We start from the raw sequence: 14,380 nt of genomic DNA on the forward strand, positions 1-14,380 counted from the left end.
CGGTCAGAACACCGACGCGTAGCGGTCCAGTTCGATCTGGACGGATTTGGTGCGGGTGTAGGCACGCAGCGTGGCCAGGCCGTTCTCGCGGCCCACGCCGGACTGCTTGTAGCCGCCCACCGGCATCGTGGCCGGCGATTCGCCCCAGCAGTTGACCCAGCAGATGCCCGCTTCCAGGCGGTGGATCAACCGGTGTGCGCGGCTCAGGTCCGGCGTCACCACGCCGGCCGCAAGGCCGTAGTCGGTGGCATTGGCGCGGCGGATCGCCTCGTCTTCATCTTCATAGGTCAACAGGCTGAGCACCGGCCCGAAGATCTCTTCGCGCACGATGGCCATATCGTCGCGGCAATCGCTGAAGATGGTCGGGGCTACATAGCAGCCCTTGCCCAGCGCGCCGTCGGTAAGGCGCTCGCCACCGCACACCAGGCGCGCGCCTTCTGTCTTGCCGCTCTCGATGTGCGCCAGCACCCGGCGCATGTGCGCGGCGCTGACCAGTGGGCCGAAGTTGGTGTCATCGGCCAGCGGATCGCCGATGCGGATACGGGCCACGCGTTCGCGCAGCGCCTGCTCGACATCGGCCTGCAGGGCGTGCGGTACGAACACGCGGGTGCCGTTGGTGCAGACCTGCCCGGAGCTGTAGAAGTTGGCCATCATCGCCACATCCGCGGCCAGGTCGATATCCGCATCGGCGCAGATGATCAGCGGCGACTTGCCGCCCAGCTCCATGGTCACCTCCTTGAGCGTGGAACTGGATGCGCTGGCCATCACCTTGCGCCCGGTGGCGGTGCCGCCGGTGAAGGAGATCTTCTCGATGCCGGGGTGTTCGGTCAGTGCGGTGCCGACCCCGGCGCCATCGCCGGGCAGTACGTTGAACACGCCATCGGGCAGGCCGGCTTCGGTGAAGATTTCGGCCAGCTTCAGCGCGGTCAGCGGGGTCACTTCGCTGGGCTTGAAGATCATCGCATTGCCCGCCGCGAGCGCAGGGGCCGCCTTCCACAGCGCGATCTGGATCGGGTAGTTCCAGGCCCCGATCGCGCCGACCACGCCCAACGGTTCCTGCCGTGTGTAGAAGAAGCTGCCGTCGCGCAACGGCACCTGGCTGCCTTCCAGCCCGTGCATCACCCCGGCGTAGTACTCCAGCACGTCCGCCCCGGTGACGATGTCCACGCTGCGGGTTTCGCTCAGCGGTTTGCCGGTGTTGAGGCTTTCCAGTTCGGCCAGGTCGTCGTTGCGTTCGCGCAGCAATGCCACCGCGCGCAGCAGGATGCGCGAGCGCTCCACCGTGGTGAGCGCGGCCCAGGCCTTCTGGCCGGCATGGGCGCTTTCCACCGCGGCATCCAGGTCGTCGCTGTTGGCGCTGTGCACGTTGGCCAGCACCTCGCCGTTGGCCGGGTTGACCACTTCGAAGGTGCGGTTGCCCTGCGAGGCCACATGGCGGCCGCCGATGTACAGCAGCTGGTCGGGGAAGGTGGGCATGTCGATGACTCCTGTTTGCGTCGGGAGACCAGCCGGTTCAACGGGTCAGATGCAGGAACTGCAGGTGGCGCTCGTACTGGTCGATGATGTCGTTGATGATCTGCTGGCGGCTGTAGCCGACCAGCTCGTAATCCTGTCCACCTTCATAGAGGTGCACTTCGGCGCGGTAGTAGCGCTGGTTGCGGAAGCGCTGCGCGGCGAACGAGGGGGTGAGGTAGCCCTTCATCACCACCTGGTAGGTGAACACCTGCTGCTCGCCATGGTCCACGGTGAGCTGCATGTCGCCTGGCTCGAAGCGGGTTTCCACGTCCAGCCCCTTGTCGCGCAGCTGCGCGGCCACGGCCTCGAGCGCCGGGCGCACTTCTTCATCCATGAAGCGGTACACCTCGTCGCGTGCCGGGAAGTGCACGGCCTGGGTGATGCGCTGGCGCCAGCCACGCTGGTGCCGTGATTGCCCCACCACGGGAATGGGCGAGTATTGCGAGGCTTTCTTCCGCTGCGATTCCTCGCCCAATGCACGGGTCAGGCCCCACAGCATCAGCAGCAGCACCACCGAGAACGGCAACGAGGCGAGCACCACCGCCGATTTGAGCGCATCCATGCTGCCGGCCAGCAGCAGCCCGGCAGTAACCAGCGCGGTCATCACCCCCCAGAACACCCGCAGCCAGCGCGGGCCATCTTCCTCGGGCAGGCCGCCGTGCGAGGACAGGGTGGACAGCACCACGGTGCCCGAATCGGCCGAGGTCACGAAGAAGATGAAGCTGACGATCACCGTCACGGTGATCACCGCGCGGCTCCACGGGTAGTTGTCCAGCAGCGCGTACAGCACGGTCGGCGGGTTATCCACGGCCATCTGCGCCAGGTGCTCCTGGCCGTGGTGCAGCACCTGGTCCAGCGCGCTGTTGCCGAAGATCGACAGCCACGCCAGGGTGAAGCCGAGCGGGATCAGCAGCACGCCGAACACGAATTCACGGATGGTCCGCCCGCGCGAAATGCGGGCGATGAACAGCCCCACGAACGGCGCCCAGCCGATCCACCAGGCCCAGTAGAACACCGTCCAGTTGCCCAGCCAGTCGGCGCGGCCGCCGTAGGCATACACGTCGAAACTCTTGCCCACCACATTGCCCAGGTAATCGCCCAGGTTCTGCATGAAGGTGCTGAGCAGGTACTGGGTGGGGCCGGCGAACAGCATGAACAGCAGCAGCGCGATGGCCAGCAGCATGTTGATGTCCGACATCCAGCGCACGCCCTTCTCCACGCCGGACACCGCCACGAGGATCGCCGCGCCCATCATCAGCGCGATCAGCGCCACCTGTACCCACGGCGCGTGCGGGATCGGCAGCAGCACGTTCAGGCCGGCATTGAGGTGCAGCACGCCAAAGCCCATGTCCGCGCCGATGCCGAACACGGTGGCCACGATGCCCAGCGCATCCACGGTGTAACCGATGGGGCCGTTGATGCGCTTGCCGATCAGCGGGTACAGCGCCGAACGCAGCGCCAGTGGCAGGTTGTGGCGGTACGCGAAGTAGGCCAGCGCCATCGCCGCCAGCGCGAACACGCCCCAGCCGTGCAGGCCCCAGTGCAGGAACAGCAGCTGCATGGCCTGGCGCGCGCCGGCTTCGCCACTGCCCACGCCACCTTGTGGCGGCTGCAGGTAATGGGTGAGCGGTTCGGACACGCAGAAGAAGAACAGCGTGATGCTGATCCCGGCCGCGAACAGCATGCCGGCCCAGGAGAGATAGCTGAACTCCGGCTCGTCATGGTCCGCGCCCAGTTTCACCTGGCCGTAGCCGGACAGCGCCACCCCGACCACGAACACCAGGTACACGGTCATTGCAAGCAGGTAGTACCAGCCCACGTTGCGCGACGCCCAGGTCTGCGCCTCCAGCAGCAGCACGCCGGACGAAATGGGAAACGCGGTGACCAGAATGGCGAATGCCGCCACGATCGTGGCGGCAAGCAGGAAGACCGGTCGAAGCGTGCGCACCTCGCTGGGAGGCGTCTCCACGATGTTCATGGATGAAGGGGCTCACGGTGCCGTTGCCGGCAGACCCCACGCATTAGCGCATACGCGCTGTGGACATCCCGTTTACGCGGTCAGCGCAGGGCGTCGCTCGGCACGTCGATCTCCATGGCCAGTGCCAGGTGATCGGAAAACGCCGCCGGTACCGCTTCGGCACTGCGTTGCTGCAGGCCGCTGCTGAGCAGGATGTGGTCGATGGCCCGGTCCGGCCGCCAGCTCGGGAAAGTGGGTACCGCGCAGCCGGGCGGTTGCAGATTGGTCTTCTGGTACAGCACCTGCATTTCCGGGCGTTCGGCCAGGCAGTTGAAGTCGCCCATCAGCACCGCGTTGGAATGCTCGGACAACAGATCGGCGATGAAGGCCAGCTGCGACATGCGCGAGTTGGTGCCCAGTGACAGGTGCGCCACCGCGACCGCCAGGCCCTCGTTGCCATCGCCGAACTTGGCCAGCAGCACGCCGCGCCCGCCGATCCGGCCGGGCAGGGCATGGTCCTGGACTTCCACTGGTTCCAGCCGGCTCAGCAGGCCGTTGGCACTGGAGGCCACCCCGCCCATGCGGCGGTTGGGTTGGTGGCTCCAGTAATTGAAGCCGGCGCGCTCGGCCAGGTAGTGGGTCTGGTTGGTGAAGCCCGAGCGCAGGCTGCCGGGGTCGGCCTCCTGCAAACCGACGATGTCGTGACCGCGGGCCAGCTGGGCGATGGCGTCCAGGCTGGTCCGCTTGCGCCCCGCCGGCAGCGCATGCGACCAGCTGCGGGTCACGTAGTCGCTGTAGCGGCGGGTGCTGGAGCCGGCCTGGATGTTGGCCGTCAGCAGGCGCAGAGTCCGCGTGTTGGGGGAAGTCACGACGGTCGCTTGCTCTTGGATGCTCAGTTGCCCTTGGCGGCGCGTTCGCGGGCGATCAGGTGATCGGCGATGCGCAGCATGTCCGGGAAGCTCTTGCCCTTGACCAGGTACTTGCCGTTGACGATCACCGACGGCGTGCCGGTGATCTGGCTGCGCTGGGCGAACTGCTTGGCGGCACTGGTCTTGGCGCTCACCGCGAAGCTCGACATGGCGGCTTCGAACTGCTTGGCATCGGCACCGTGCTTGGCATAGAACGCGGCGATGTCCTGCACCGAATCACGGCCGCGCTCGCCCTTCAGGGCCTGGTCGACGTGGATGGCCTTGTACAGCGCTTCGTGGGTCTTGTCTTCCAGGTTCAGCGCCTGTGCGGCGTAGAAGGCCTTGGCGTAGTCATCCCAGGTGCCGCCGAACATGGCCGGCACGTACACGAAGTTCACATCGCTCGGCAGGCCGGCTTTCCACGGCCCGATCAGCGGCTGGAACGCGGCGCAGGCCGGGCAGACGAAGCCGAAGACTTCGGCCACTTCGATCTTGCCGGTGGCCGGCTGGAACGGCTTGCCGTTGGCGATGACCACGTAGTCGGTGCCTTCCACGGGCGCCGGACCGGTCGGCTGCGAGGAAGCCGGTGCCGGGGCCGGGGTGGTGGCTTCGGCAGCGGCGGTCTCGGCGGCGGCGGTTTCGCCGCTGGCGGCCGGTGCGGCCTCGGTCGGGGCCGGGGCGGTTTCAGCCGCCGGGGTGCTGGTCGGCGCAGCCGGTCCGGTCGGCGTGGCGGTGTTGGCGGTGCCGTCCTGCGCCTTGCAGGCGGCCAGGATCGGCAGCAGGGCCATGAGCATGAGGGCGAAACGGGTCTTCATCGAAGCGTCTCCAGCAGAGCATGTTGGGGCCGGCGCGTCGGGCGCCGGCCAGGGGGGAATGATGACACGCGGCCGCCGGGGCGCCGCGTGCAGGGTGCGTGACGGTTCAGCGAGCCTTCGCGGCGCGTTCGCGGGCGATCAGGGCATCGGCGTTGCGCAGCATGCTTTCGAAGGACGTGCCCTTGACCAGGTACTTGCCGTTGACGATCAGCGACGGGGTGCCCTGCACCTTGACCCGCTGCGCGAAGGATTTGGCCACGGCCAGCTTTGCCTCCACTTCATCGCTCTTCAGCGCGGTGGTGAACTGCTGTTCGGTCACGCCGTAGTCCTTGTAGAAGCCGGCCAGCTCCGTGGGCGATACGTTGGACAGGGGCAGCGAGCCCTTTTCATGCAGTGCATCGAACATCGCCACATGGCTGCGCTTGGCCACGCCCAGCTGGTCGGCGGCGTAGTAGGCGCGGGCATAGGAATCCCAGTAGCCGCCGAACACGGCCGGCACCGGCGTGAAGCGCACATCCTTGGGCAGCTTCTTCTGCCAGGCCTGCAGCAGCGGCTCGAAGTGGGCGCAGTGCGGGCAGGTGTAGCCGAACACTTCCGCTACTTCGATCTTGCCAGCCAGCGGCGCAAGCGGGCCGGGTGCCTGGATCACCTCGTAATCCTTGCCTTCCACCAGTGCGGCGGGGGCGGGCGCGGCCAGTACGGACAGGGGGCTCAGGGCCAGCAGCAACAGCATCAGGCGGGGCATCAACGTCATCTACATCCATCTCCATCAGAAAAAACAACGCCGGCCCAGTGCCGGCGTGGCAGTGAACATAACCCGCCGCCTGGGCGGGGCGCATCTGTCATCGGTCCCGGACAGCCGTCACTGGCGTGCACCGCCCACGGCCGAACGCGGCGCGGCGGTGGCCACGTCATCGGCGCGGTTGTGCAGGCCCTGCAGGTAGCTGCCCAGTGCCTGGATTTCCTGCTCGGTCAGCGACTTGGCAATGGTGGCCATGATCTGGAAGTGCGCCTTGTCGGTCTGTTGGGTCACGCCCGCCTGGTACTCCTGCAGCCGCCGCGCCACATACGAGGCGTGCTGGCCGCCCACGTGCGGGTAGGCCGGGCCCGGGTTGCCGGCCCCGGTGGGGCCGTGGCAGGCCATGCACGCCGGAATGCCACGCTGGGCATCGCCGCCGCGGTAGAGCTGCTGGCCGATTTCGTAGAACTTCTTGTCCTTATAGGGACCTTCGGCCACCAGGCTGTCATCGGCAAGCCCGGCGCTGGCCTTCTGCGTTGCGAAATACGCACCGATGTCGCGCATGTCCTGCGGGCTGAGGTCCTGCACGAACGGCACCATCGCCGCCGATGCCCCCGACGTGCGCTGGCCGTTGGCGATCAGGGCCATCTGCTGCGAAGCGTAGCGCTCGCTCTGGCCGGCGATGCTGGGGTACATCTCCACGGTCGAGTTGCCATCGGCCGAGTGGCACGCCGCGCAGGCGGCAGCCTTGGTCTGGCCCGCCTTGGCATCGCCCCACGTGGTCTTGCTGAAATCGACTTCGAGCGACGCCGTCCTCACCGGCGTGTTGTCCGGCAGCGGAGTCACTGCGGTCTGGGCATAGGCAACAGCGGCGAGCAACGATACAGCGACAGCGGAAACGGCAAGAACGCGAGCATGGCGCATGCGGAAGCTCCGTGTGGACCGGCCTGGCGTGTGCAGGCTGCACACGCGGGGATCGCCCGATTATCCATGCCGTTTCACGCCGGGGTCAACGCGGCAGTGCGGCAAAACCCGTGACCGGCAGCACGCGGCGGGCCCGGACATGCGATCCTATGCCCATGTCATTGCTCCTCGAACGCGCCCATTACCTGCTCTCGGCCCACAATACCCGGCAATTGCCGGACGACGTGGGGGCCGAAGTGGCCTTTGCCGGCCGCTCCAACGCCGGCAAATCCAGTGCCCTCAACGCCCTGACCCGCCAGAACAGCCTTGCCCGGGTGTCCAAGACCCCCGGCCGCACCCAGCAGCTGGTGTTCTTCGAGGTCACCCCCGAGGCCAAGCTGGTCGACCTGCCCGGTTACGGCTACGCCAAGGTGCCGCTGGACCTGCAGGCGCACTGGCAGGCCTTCATCGACCAGTACTTCCGCACCCGCGAGGCCCTGCGCGGGCTGGTGGTGGTGATGGACATCCGCCACCCGCTCAAGGACTACGACCGGCAGATGCTGGCCTACGCGGTCCGGCGCGGGTTGCCGGCGCACGCGTTGCTGACCAAGGCCGACAAGCTCGGCCGTGGCCAGCAGGGCATTGCCCTGCAGAAGGTGCGCAAGGAACTGCAGTCCGCCTTTGGCGACACCGTCAGCGTGCAGACCTTCTCCGGCCCGGCCCGCCAGGGCGTGGACGAGGCGCGCGGGATCATCGGCGGCTGGCTGGGCCTGAACAAACCGGCGCCCGACGCGCCCTGATTGCTGTCACCCGACCAACGGTCGGGTGCTACCGGCAGGTACCGACCGTTGCTCGGTGCATGCGTCAGCGCGCAGGCAAGGGTGCGAATTCGCCCGGTACCCAGGCGAAGGCTTCGCCTTCCCGACGGACATGCCCCAGGCCCGGGAACGGCAGGTGCGCACCGGCGACCCACCACCCCCCATCGGCGGCCTGCGCCATCATCGCGCGACGGCTGGCAATGGCGGCCGTGCGGTCGCTGTCGGCTTCGTAGGCGGCCTGCGGCTGGGCGAACTGCACGGCGTGGAAGTGCACGATGTCGCCCCACACCAGGACCGCCTGCCGCTCACCGCCGTCGATCTTCCAGGACACATGGCCCGGGGTATGCCCGTGGCTGTCCAGCGCGGTGACGCCGTTCGGCAGCGCCTGCCCGGGGCGGAAGCGGTGCAGCTTGCCGCTGGCCACGTAGGGCGCCACGGCCTTGCGGGCCAACGCGAAGGCAAAACGCACGCCCTGCGGCGCGCCGGCCTCGCTGGCCGGATCCAGCCAATACGCAGCATCGGCGTCGGACAGCCACACGGTGGCATTGGGATACGCGACCTTGTCCTGCGCATCGAGCAGGCCACACAGGTGGTCGGGGTGGGCATGGGTGAGCAGGACATCATCCACCTCGGCCGGGTCGTAGCCGGCCTTGCGCAGGTTGCCCAGCACCTGGCCCAGCCCCGGGCCGAAGCAGCCGGCGGTGCCGGTGTCGACCAGGGTAAGGTGGTTGCCGCGCTGGATCAGGTAAGCGTTGACCGCGGTCTGCAGGCCCTTGCCGTCTTCGGGCACGTAGCGGTGGTCGAGCAGGCGGGTGACCGCGCCCGGTGCGATGCCGACCAGTTCCGAGCGACCCAGGGCCACGGTGCCGTCGAACAGGGCGGTGACCTCCAGGTCGCCGACCTGCTGGTGGTACACGCCGGGCACCTGTTGCAGCGGGTGGTGGGTGGTGGTGGCGAACGCAGGTGCGGCAACCGCGGCCAGCAGCAGGGCGGTGGCAAGGACACGCACACGGGGGAAGGACATGATCGTTTCCGTACAAGGCGGCAGCGCCGCGGTGCCTGCATGGTGCGCGGGGCGGGCGCGGCGTTCCGCTCAGAATGCGCGGCGAAACGCTCGCGGTGCGCTCAGCTGTTGCCGATCGCTGTCGGGTCCAGCCCGTAGCGCGCGGCGAAGCGCTTGCTGAAACTGCCCGGCGAGCGGTAGCCGACCCGCGCGGCCACGGTCTTGAGTGGCAGTTGGGTGGTGTAGAGCAGGTTCATGGCGTGGGCCAGGCGCGCATCGGCGATCAGCTCGCGCACGCTGGACTGCTCGCTGGCCAGGCGCCGCCGCAGGGTGGCGCCGCTGAGACCGAGCTGGTCTTCGAAATCGCGCGATTGCCAGTCGCGTTCGGGCTGGGCCGCGATCAGGTCGCGGATGCGTTCGCCCAGGCTGGGCTCGGGTGGCACCAGCAGGCTGCCGTGGCCGCGCCGGCAGAACGCCAGCACCAGCGAGGCCAAGGCCAGGCGGGCTTCGGTGTACTGGGCGTGCTCCAGTGCCTGGCGCCATTGGCGCAGGGTGTCGGCATGGTCGTGCAGCGACAGTCTGGCCAGTGCGTCGCCGGCCTCGGGCAGCGGCTCGTTCCACAGCACGCGTGCGGCCGACAGCGCTTCGGCGCACAGCGGCACGATCGCGCTGAGGTACAGCCCGCTTTGCGGATCGGGCGTGTTGACCACGTCGATCCGGCAGCATCGGGTGATCAGGAACAGATCGCCGGGCACCAGCTGCAGGGTCTGGTGCGCGGTGCGCACCTGCTTGCGCCCCTGCAGCAGGATGGCGAACTGCGGTTGCGGAATGTCCACCGACTGGGCGCCGTGTTCACGGCGGGCGGTGATGCAGGCATACCCGCCCGCGCGCTGGCAGTCGGCAAGGCTGGCCATCTCGGCCAGCAGCGGATCGGGGGTAACGGGCATGTCCATGAGGATGCAGTATCGGCCAAGCGGCCGCGCCATGCTGCTGCCACGCGCCGGGCCAACGCACGCAAGCCAGGCGGCGGGCATGGCAGGCGGTCAAGTCCCATCCAATAGGATGCAGAAAACCGTCACGGTGGCATGACGGCCGGAACCGCCACCCTATACTGCGCCCTTGCGATGCGGGGCGATCAGCCCCACATCCCCGTCCAGTCCAGAATCCCTGCGAGCCTCCCCTTGTCGAGCCCCAGCCACGTCGCCGAGACGCCGATCACCGACCGTAATGAACTGGTCGCCACGTTGGCCTCCGGCGAAAAGCCCAAGGCGCAGTGGCGCATCGGCACCGAACACGAGAAGTTCGGCTTCCGGCTGGACGACCTGCGCCCGCCCACCTTCGATGGCGAGCGCGGCATCGAAGCGCTGCTCACCGGGCTGACCCGCTTCGGCTGGGCGGCGGTGCAGGAGAACGGTCGCACCATCGCGCTGCTGCGTGACAACGCGTCGGTGACGCTGGAGCCGGCCGGGCAGCTGGAACTGTCGGGCGCGGCGCTGGAAAGCATCCACCAGACCTGTGTGGAAACCGGCACGCACCTCAACGAGGTGGCGCAGGTGGCGGCGGAGCTGGAGCTGGGCTTCCTGGGCATGGGCTTCCAGCCGAAGTGGACGCGCGAAGAGATGCCGTGGATGCCCAAGGGTCGCTACCGCATCATGCGCGACTACATGCCGAAGGTGGGTTCGCTTGGGCTGGACATGATGACGCGCACCTGCACGGTGCAGGTGAACCTGGATTACGCCACCGAAGCGGACATGGTGAAGAAGTTCCGGGTGTCGCTGGCGCTGCAGCCGATCGCCACGGCGTTGTTCGCCGATTCGCCGTTCACCGAGGGCAAGCCGAACGGTTACCTGAGCTACCGCTCGCACATCTGGACGGATACGGACGCGGACCGTACGGGCATGCTCGACTTCGTGTTCGAGGATGGCTTCGGTTACGAGCGTTACGTGGATTACCTGCTCGATGTGCCGATGTATTTCTCTTACCGCGATGGCGTGTACCACGATGCCAGCGGGCAGAGCTTCCGCGATTTCATGGTGGGCAAGCTGCCGGTGCTGCCGGGCCAGCTGCCGACGCTGCGCGACTGGTCGGACCACATGACCACGGCGTTCCCGGAAGTGCGCTTGAAGAAATACCTGGAAATGCGCGGGGCCGATGGGGGCCCGTGGGCGCGGCTGTGTGCGCTGCCGGCGTTCTGGGTAGGGTTGCTGTACGACGATGCGGCGCTGGATGCGGCCTGGGACCTGGTGCGTGACTTCAGCCTGGTGGAGCGCCATGCACTGCGCGATGGGGTGCCGAAGCATGCGCTGAACCTGCCGTTCCGCGGTGGCACGGTGCGCGACCTGGCGGCCGAGGCGTTGAAGATCGCTGTTGCTGGCCTGAAGCGGCGCGCGGCGCGCAATGCGGACGGCCAGGATGAAAGCCACTTCCTGGACGTGCTGCAGGAGATCGTGGCGTCGGGCATCACGCCGGCCGAACGCAAGCTGGCGCTGTACCACGGCGAGTGGAACCAGAGCGTGGACCCGGTGTTCAAGCAGTTCGCGTACTGAACCCCGAAAAAAAACCCCGGCCAGGCCGGGGCTTTTCTTCTACATCATGCCGCCAACGTTGCCATGTCGATCACGAACCGGTAACGCACATCGTTTTTCGCCATGCGCGCCCAGGCTTCATTGACGGTCTTGATGTCGATCACTTCCACGTCGCTGACGATGTTGTGTTCGGCACAGAAATCCATCATTTCCTGGGTTTCGGCCATGCCGCCGATCGCCGAGCCGGTCACGTGCTTGCGGCCGAAGATCACGCTGGAACCCATCAGTGGCGGGTCCAGCTCGGTGATCACGCCCACCAGGCACATGGTGGCGTCGCGCTTGAGCAGCTGCATGTACGGGTTGGTGTCGTGGCTGACCGGGATGGTGTTGAGCAGGAAGTCGAAGCTGTTGGCGTGGGCCTTCATCTGCGCCGGGTCGCGCGAGACCAGCACTTCGTCTGCGCCCAGGCGCTTGGCATCAGCACCCTTTTCCGGGGTGGTGGTGATCATCACCACGGTGGCGCCCATGGCCTTGGCGAACTTCACGCCCATGTGGCCGAGGCCACCCAGACCGATCACGCCGACCTTCTGGCCGGGGCCGACGTTCCAGTGGCGCAGGGGGGAGTAGGTGGTGATGCCAGCGCACAGCAGCGGGGCGGCCGCCTTCAGGTCGAGCGTGTCGGCGACCTTCACCACGAAGCGCTGTTCAACCACGATGTGGTCGGAGTAGCCGCCGAAGGTGAGCTGGTCGCTGCCGCGCTCCTTGCTGTTGTAGGTGTAGGTCGGGCCCTTTTCGCAGTACTGCTCCAGGTCGTGGTCGCAGGCGTCGCAATGGCGGCAGGAGTCGACCATGCAGCCGACGCCGGCGAAGTCGCCGACCTTGAAGCGGGTGACGTTGGCGCCGACTTCGGTGACCCGGCCGATGATTTCGTGGCCGGGCACCATCGGGAACTGGGCGCCGCCCCAGTCGTCGCGGGCCTGGTGCAGGTCGGAGTGGCAGATGCCGCTGTAGAGGATCTGGATGCGGACATCGTCGGCACCGACCGGGCGGCGCTCGAAGGAGAACGGCACCAGGGGCGCGGTCTGGTCATGCACGGCATAGCCATGGGCGAGGGACATGGAGATATCCTGGGATTTATGGAAAGGCGCTTTACAATACGCCCGCTATCCATCGGTATACAGTCAGGATATCGGCATGATTCATCAAGGCAGACTGCACAATCGTGGCTACTGACAACCTGACCCACCTGGCCGCGTTCGCGGCGGTCGCCCGCCACCGCAGCTTCCGCCGTGCCGGGGCGGAGCTGGCGCTGTCGACCTCGGCGGTGAGCTACGCCATCCGCGCGCTGGAAGAGCGGCTGGGGGTGGGTCTGTTCCACCGCACTACCCGCAGCGTGGCGCTGACCGAGGCCGGGCAGCGGCTGCTTGATCGCCTGCAGCCGGCGCTGGGCCAGGTGCATGACGCGCTGGAGGAGATGAACCACTTCCGTGCAGCGCCGGCCGGGCTGCTGCGCATCAATGCCACCCGCGCGGCGGTGCATACCGAGCTGGGCCCGCGCCTGGCGCATTACCTGCGCGCGCACCCCGATGTACGGCTGGAGGTGGCGCAGGACGATGGGCTGGTGGATATCGTGGCCGAGGGCTACGACGCGGGGGTGCGGCTGCATGAGTTCGTACCCGAAGACATGGTGGCGGTGCCGCTGGGGCCGCCGCTGCGCGGGCTGATCGTGGCATCGCCGGCCTACCTGCAGGGCCGGGCGGTGCCACTGCACCCGCGCGAGCTGGCGGAGCATGAGTGCGTGCGCTTCCGCTTTGCCAGCGGCCATCTGTACAAGTGGCAGTTCGAGCGCGATGGACAGACGCTCGACATCGATGTGCCGGGCCGGCTCACGCTCGGGGATCAGCACACGATCCTGCAGGCGGTGCTGGACGGCCTGGGCCTGGCCTACGTGCTGGAGGATGCGGCGCGCCCGTACCTGGACGACGGCCGGCTGGTGGCGGTGCTGGAAGACTGGAGCGAACCGTTCGCCGGCTGGGTGCTGTACTACCCACGCCAACGGCAGATGTCCTCGGCATTGCGCGCGTTCGTGGATATGCTGCGCGAGCGCGATTGAGGGACGCGCGGGCGGCGTGCTAGCGTCGCCTGCATTGCATGGGGACATGGATGTCGATGAACCGCACGATCGTACTCTTGATCATTCTGGGCCTTGCCGGCGGCCTGCTGCACGCCAGAAAGACCTTCTTCCCGTCGCGCGCGGAACGGGCGCGCGCAGCAGAGGTGATGCCGGTATCGGTATCGGTCCCGCCCGCGCAGACCGTGCGCGGCCCGGCGGTGGACGTCTACGGTCGCGATGGCTGTGGCTACACCCGGCGCATGCTGGCCGACCTGCAGGCAGCCAACGTGCCAGTGCGCTACTACGATATCGACCTGCCTGCCGTGGAAGCGCAGTTCCATTCGCGCTTCAAGCATGAAGGCATCATGCGCGATGGCGGTTACGAGCTGCCGGTGGTGGCAGTGGCCGACCAGTCGTTGGCCCGGCCGGAACCGGCATCGGTCATCTACCGCTTTCGCTCGCGTTGAACGCAATCCTGCTCGGCGGCTGCTGATCCCTTCGCAGCCATTGCCAGGGAATCGTAGAGCCAGGCCCTGCCTGGCTGCCACGCCTTTCCGCCGACGTGGGCTACTTCACCGTGAGCGTCGACGACATCGACGGCGATATCTATTTCGGTCGCGCCGGTGTGGAATGGTTCCCCTGGGAGCGCACCGGCTTCACCCTCGACTACACCTACACCCGGATCGAGGCAGACGCCGACAAGGACAGCTACAGCGGCAACGCCGACTTCAAGGACGCAGGCCTGCGGCTTGGATTCGTGTATCGGTTCTGAGGCGGCCGCGGCGGTCACTACTGCGCGAAGTCGGTTGATTCACTCAGTGCACGCCAACGTTCGCGCTCGGCCAATCGCGCGGCATCGGCCGCACTGATCGCAGCGAACGCGTCGCTGCCAAGTGCCAGCCTCAGTGGCGGCGCATCCAGGGACGCCAAGGCGAGCAGGACCTGCGCTGCACGGGCGGGGTCACCTGGCTGCTGTCCGTCGTAGGCGCGTTGTCGGCGGGCGGCGGCGCCCACCACGGCATCGTAGTCTGCGCGACCTTCCTCCAGGGACGTCGATGGACCGGCAAAGTCTGTGCGGAATCCG

14 protein-coding genes and 1 pseudogene are annotated in these 14,380 nt (G+C 67.5%); 5 read left to right on the forward strand and 10 right to left on the reverse strand.

The genetic code is table 11. The features are described from left to right. Window positions 1-3 precede the first annotated feature (3 nt). The 6 genes from betB to KVS69_RS00790 form a co-directional block, all read right to left on the reverse strand. Window positions 4-1,476, reverse strand: coding sequence for a betaine-aldehyde dehydrogenase (gene betB, locus KVS69_RS00765; RefSeq protein ID WP_217535844.1), 1,473 nt, complete (start codon window positions 1,474-1,476; stop codon window positions 4-6). Window positions 1,477-1,513: 37 nt separating this feature from the next. Further along, window positions 1,514-3,493 (reverse strand): choline BCCT transporter BetT, encoded by a 1,980-nt coding sequence (betT, locus tag KVS69_RS00770; protein WP_217535847.1) that lies wholly within the window; start codon window positions 3,491-3,493, stop codon window positions 1,514-1,516. Between the two features lie 80 nt (window positions 3,494-3,573). After that, the gene (locus KVS69_RS00775; RefSeq protein WP_176472599.1) at window positions 3,574-4,311 is read right to left on the reverse strand and encodes an endonuclease/exonuclease/phosphatase family protein; all 738 of its coding nucleotides are present in this window, start codon (window positions 4,309-4,311) and stop codon (window positions 3,574-3,576) included. A 53-nt stretch (window positions 4,312-4,364) separates the two neighbouring features. Then, window positions 4,365-5,195: a thiol:disulfide interchange protein DsbA/DsbL gene (locus tag KVS69_RS00780; protein WP_217535849.1), complete on the reverse strand. Its 831-nt coding sequence runs from the start codon at window positions 5,193-5,195 to the stop codon at window positions 4,365-4,367. 106 nt (window positions 5,196-5,301) lie between these two features. Further along, window positions 5,302-5,949: a thiol:disulfide interchange protein DsbA/DsbL gene (locus KVS69_RS00785; protein WP_217535851.1), complete on the reverse strand. Its 648-nt coding sequence runs from the start codon at window positions 5,947-5,949 to the stop codon at window positions 5,302-5,304. Window positions 5,950-6,057: 108 nt separating this feature from the next. Next, window positions 6,058-6,858, reverse strand: a complete 801-nt coding sequence (locus KVS69_RS00790) for a c-type cytochrome (protein ID WP_217535852.1) — start codon at window positions 6,856-6,858, stop codon at window positions 6,058-6,060. 155 nt (window positions 6,859-7,013) lie between these two features. Between KVS69_RS00790 and yihA the strand changes: the two genes are divergently transcribed. Beyond that, window positions 7,014-7,637 carry a ribosome biogenesis GTP-binding protein YihA/YsxC gene (yihA, locus tag KVS69_RS00795; RefSeq protein WP_068853999.1) on the forward strand — a complete coding sequence of 208 codons (624 nt, stop codon included), beginning with the start codon at window positions 7,014-7,016 and terminating at the stop codon, window positions 7,635-7,637. A gap of 64 nt (window positions 7,638-7,701) precedes the next feature. On the opposite strand, the gene KVS69_RS00800 is transcribed toward yihA, so the two are convergent. Both KVS69_RS00800 and KVS69_RS00805 read right to left on the reverse strand, forming a co-directional pair. Beyond that, window positions 7,702-8,679 carry an MBL fold metallo-hydrolase gene (locus tag KVS69_RS00800; protein WP_217535853.1) on the reverse strand — a complete coding sequence of 326 codons (978 nt, stop codon included), beginning with the start codon at window positions 8,677-8,679 and terminating at the stop codon, window positions 7,702-7,704. Between the two features lie 101 nt (window positions 8,680-8,780). Further along, a complete protein-coding gene (locus tag KVS69_RS00805; RefSeq protein WP_217535854.1) occupies window positions 8,781-9,611 on the reverse strand; it encodes a helix-turn-helix transcriptional regulator in 831 nt (276 codons plus the stop codon). A 228-nt stretch (window positions 9,612-9,839) separates the two neighbouring features. On the opposite strand from KVS69_RS00805, the gene KVS69_RS00810 reads away from it, so the two are divergent. Further along, entirely contained in the window at window positions 9,840-11,204 is a 1,365-nt protein-coding gene (locus KVS69_RS00810; protein WP_217535855.1) for a glutamate--cysteine ligase, read from the forward strand. 44 nt (window positions 11,205-11,248) lie between these two features. Here the strand turns inward: KVS69_RS00810 and KVS69_RS00815 are convergent, their stop codons facing one another. Next, window positions 11,249-12,301, reverse strand: coding sequence for an NAD(P)-dependent alcohol dehydrogenase (locus KVS69_RS00815; RefSeq protein ID WP_217535856.1), 1,053 nt, complete (start codon window positions 12,299-12,301; stop codon window positions 11,249-11,251). A 104-nt stretch (window positions 12,302-12,405) separates the two neighbouring features. Here KVS69_RS00815 and KVS69_RS00820 point away from each other — a divergent pair, with 104 nt between their 5' ends. From KVS69_RS00820 to KVS69_RS00830, 3 genes are all read left to right on the forward strand, one after another. Next, entirely contained in the window at window positions 12,406-13,296 is an 891-nt protein-coding gene (locus tag KVS69_RS00820) for a LysR family transcriptional regulator (RefSeq protein ID WP_095362930.1), read from the forward strand. A 56-nt stretch (window positions 13,297-13,352) separates the two neighbouring features. Beyond that, window positions 13,353-13,763 (forward strand): hypothetical protein, encoded by a 411-nt coding sequence (locus tag KVS69_RS00825; RefSeq protein ID WP_184125579.1) that lies wholly within the window; start codon window positions 13,353-13,355, stop codon window positions 13,761-13,763. A gap of 110 nt (window positions 13,764-13,873) precedes the next feature. Beyond that, window positions 13,874-14,068 carry a hypothetical protein gene (locus tag KVS69_RS00830; RefSeq protein WP_217535857.1) on the forward strand — a complete coding sequence of 65 codons (195 nt, stop codon included), beginning with the start codon at window positions 13,874-13,876 and terminating at the stop codon, window positions 14,066-14,068. Between the two features lie 17 nt (window positions 14,069-14,085). Here the strand turns inward: KVS69_RS00830 and KVS69_RS00835 are convergent. Then, window positions 14,086-14,380: pseudogene (locus tag KVS69_RS00835) on the reverse strand (short-chain dehydrogenase/reductase); the annotation flags it as partial.

Origin of the sequence: Stenotrophomonas sp. GbtcB23 (assembly GCF_019091045.1) — a bacterium.
Taxonomy (GTDB): Bacteria; Pseudomonadota; Gammaproteobacteria; order Xanthomonadales; family Xanthomonadaceae; genus Stenotrophomonas; species Stenotrophomonas rhizophila_A.

Excerpts from the sequence above, each read along its gene's own strand:
- betB (WP_217535844.1), bottom strand. The coding sequence starts at position 1,476 with ATGCCCACCTTCCCCGACCAGCTGCTGTACATCGGCGGCCGCCATGTG.
- betT (WP_217535847.1), bottom strand. The coding sequence starts at position 3,493 with ATGAACATCGTGGAGACGCCTCCCAGCGAGGTGCGCACGCTTCGACCG.
- KVS69_RS00780 (WP_217535849.1), bottom strand. The coding sequence starts at position 5,195 with ATGAAGACCCGTTTCGCCCTCATGCTCATGGCCCTGCTGCCGATCCTG.
- KVS69_RS00785 (WP_217535851.1), bottom strand. The coding sequence starts at position 5,949 with ATGACGTTGATGCCCCGCCTGATGCTGTTGCTGCTGGCCCTGAGCCCC.
- KVS69_RS00790 (WP_217535852.1), bottom strand. The coding sequence starts at position 6,858 with ATGCGCCATGCTCGCGTTCTTGCCGTTTCCGCTGTCGCTGTATCGTTG.
- yihA (WP_068853999.1), top strand. The coding sequence starts at position 7,014 with ATGTCATTGCTCCTCGAACGCGCCCATTACCTGCTCTCGGCCCACAAT.
- KVS69_RS00800 (WP_217535853.1), bottom strand. The coding sequence starts at position 8,679 with ATGTCCTTCCCCCGTGTGCGTGTCCTTGCCACCGCCCTGCTGCTGGCC.
- KVS69_RS00805 (WP_217535854.1), bottom strand. The coding sequence starts at position 9,611 with ATGGACATGCCCGTTACCCCCGATCCGCTGCTGGCCGAGATGGCCAGC.
- KVS69_RS00815 (WP_217535856.1), bottom strand. The coding sequence starts at position 12,301 with ATGTCCCTCGCCCATGGCTATGCCGTGCATGACCAGACCGCGCCCCTG.
- KVS69_RS00825 (WP_184125579.1), top strand. The coding sequence starts at position 13,353 with ATGAACCGCACGATCGTACTCTTGATCATTCTGGGCCTTGCCGGCGGC.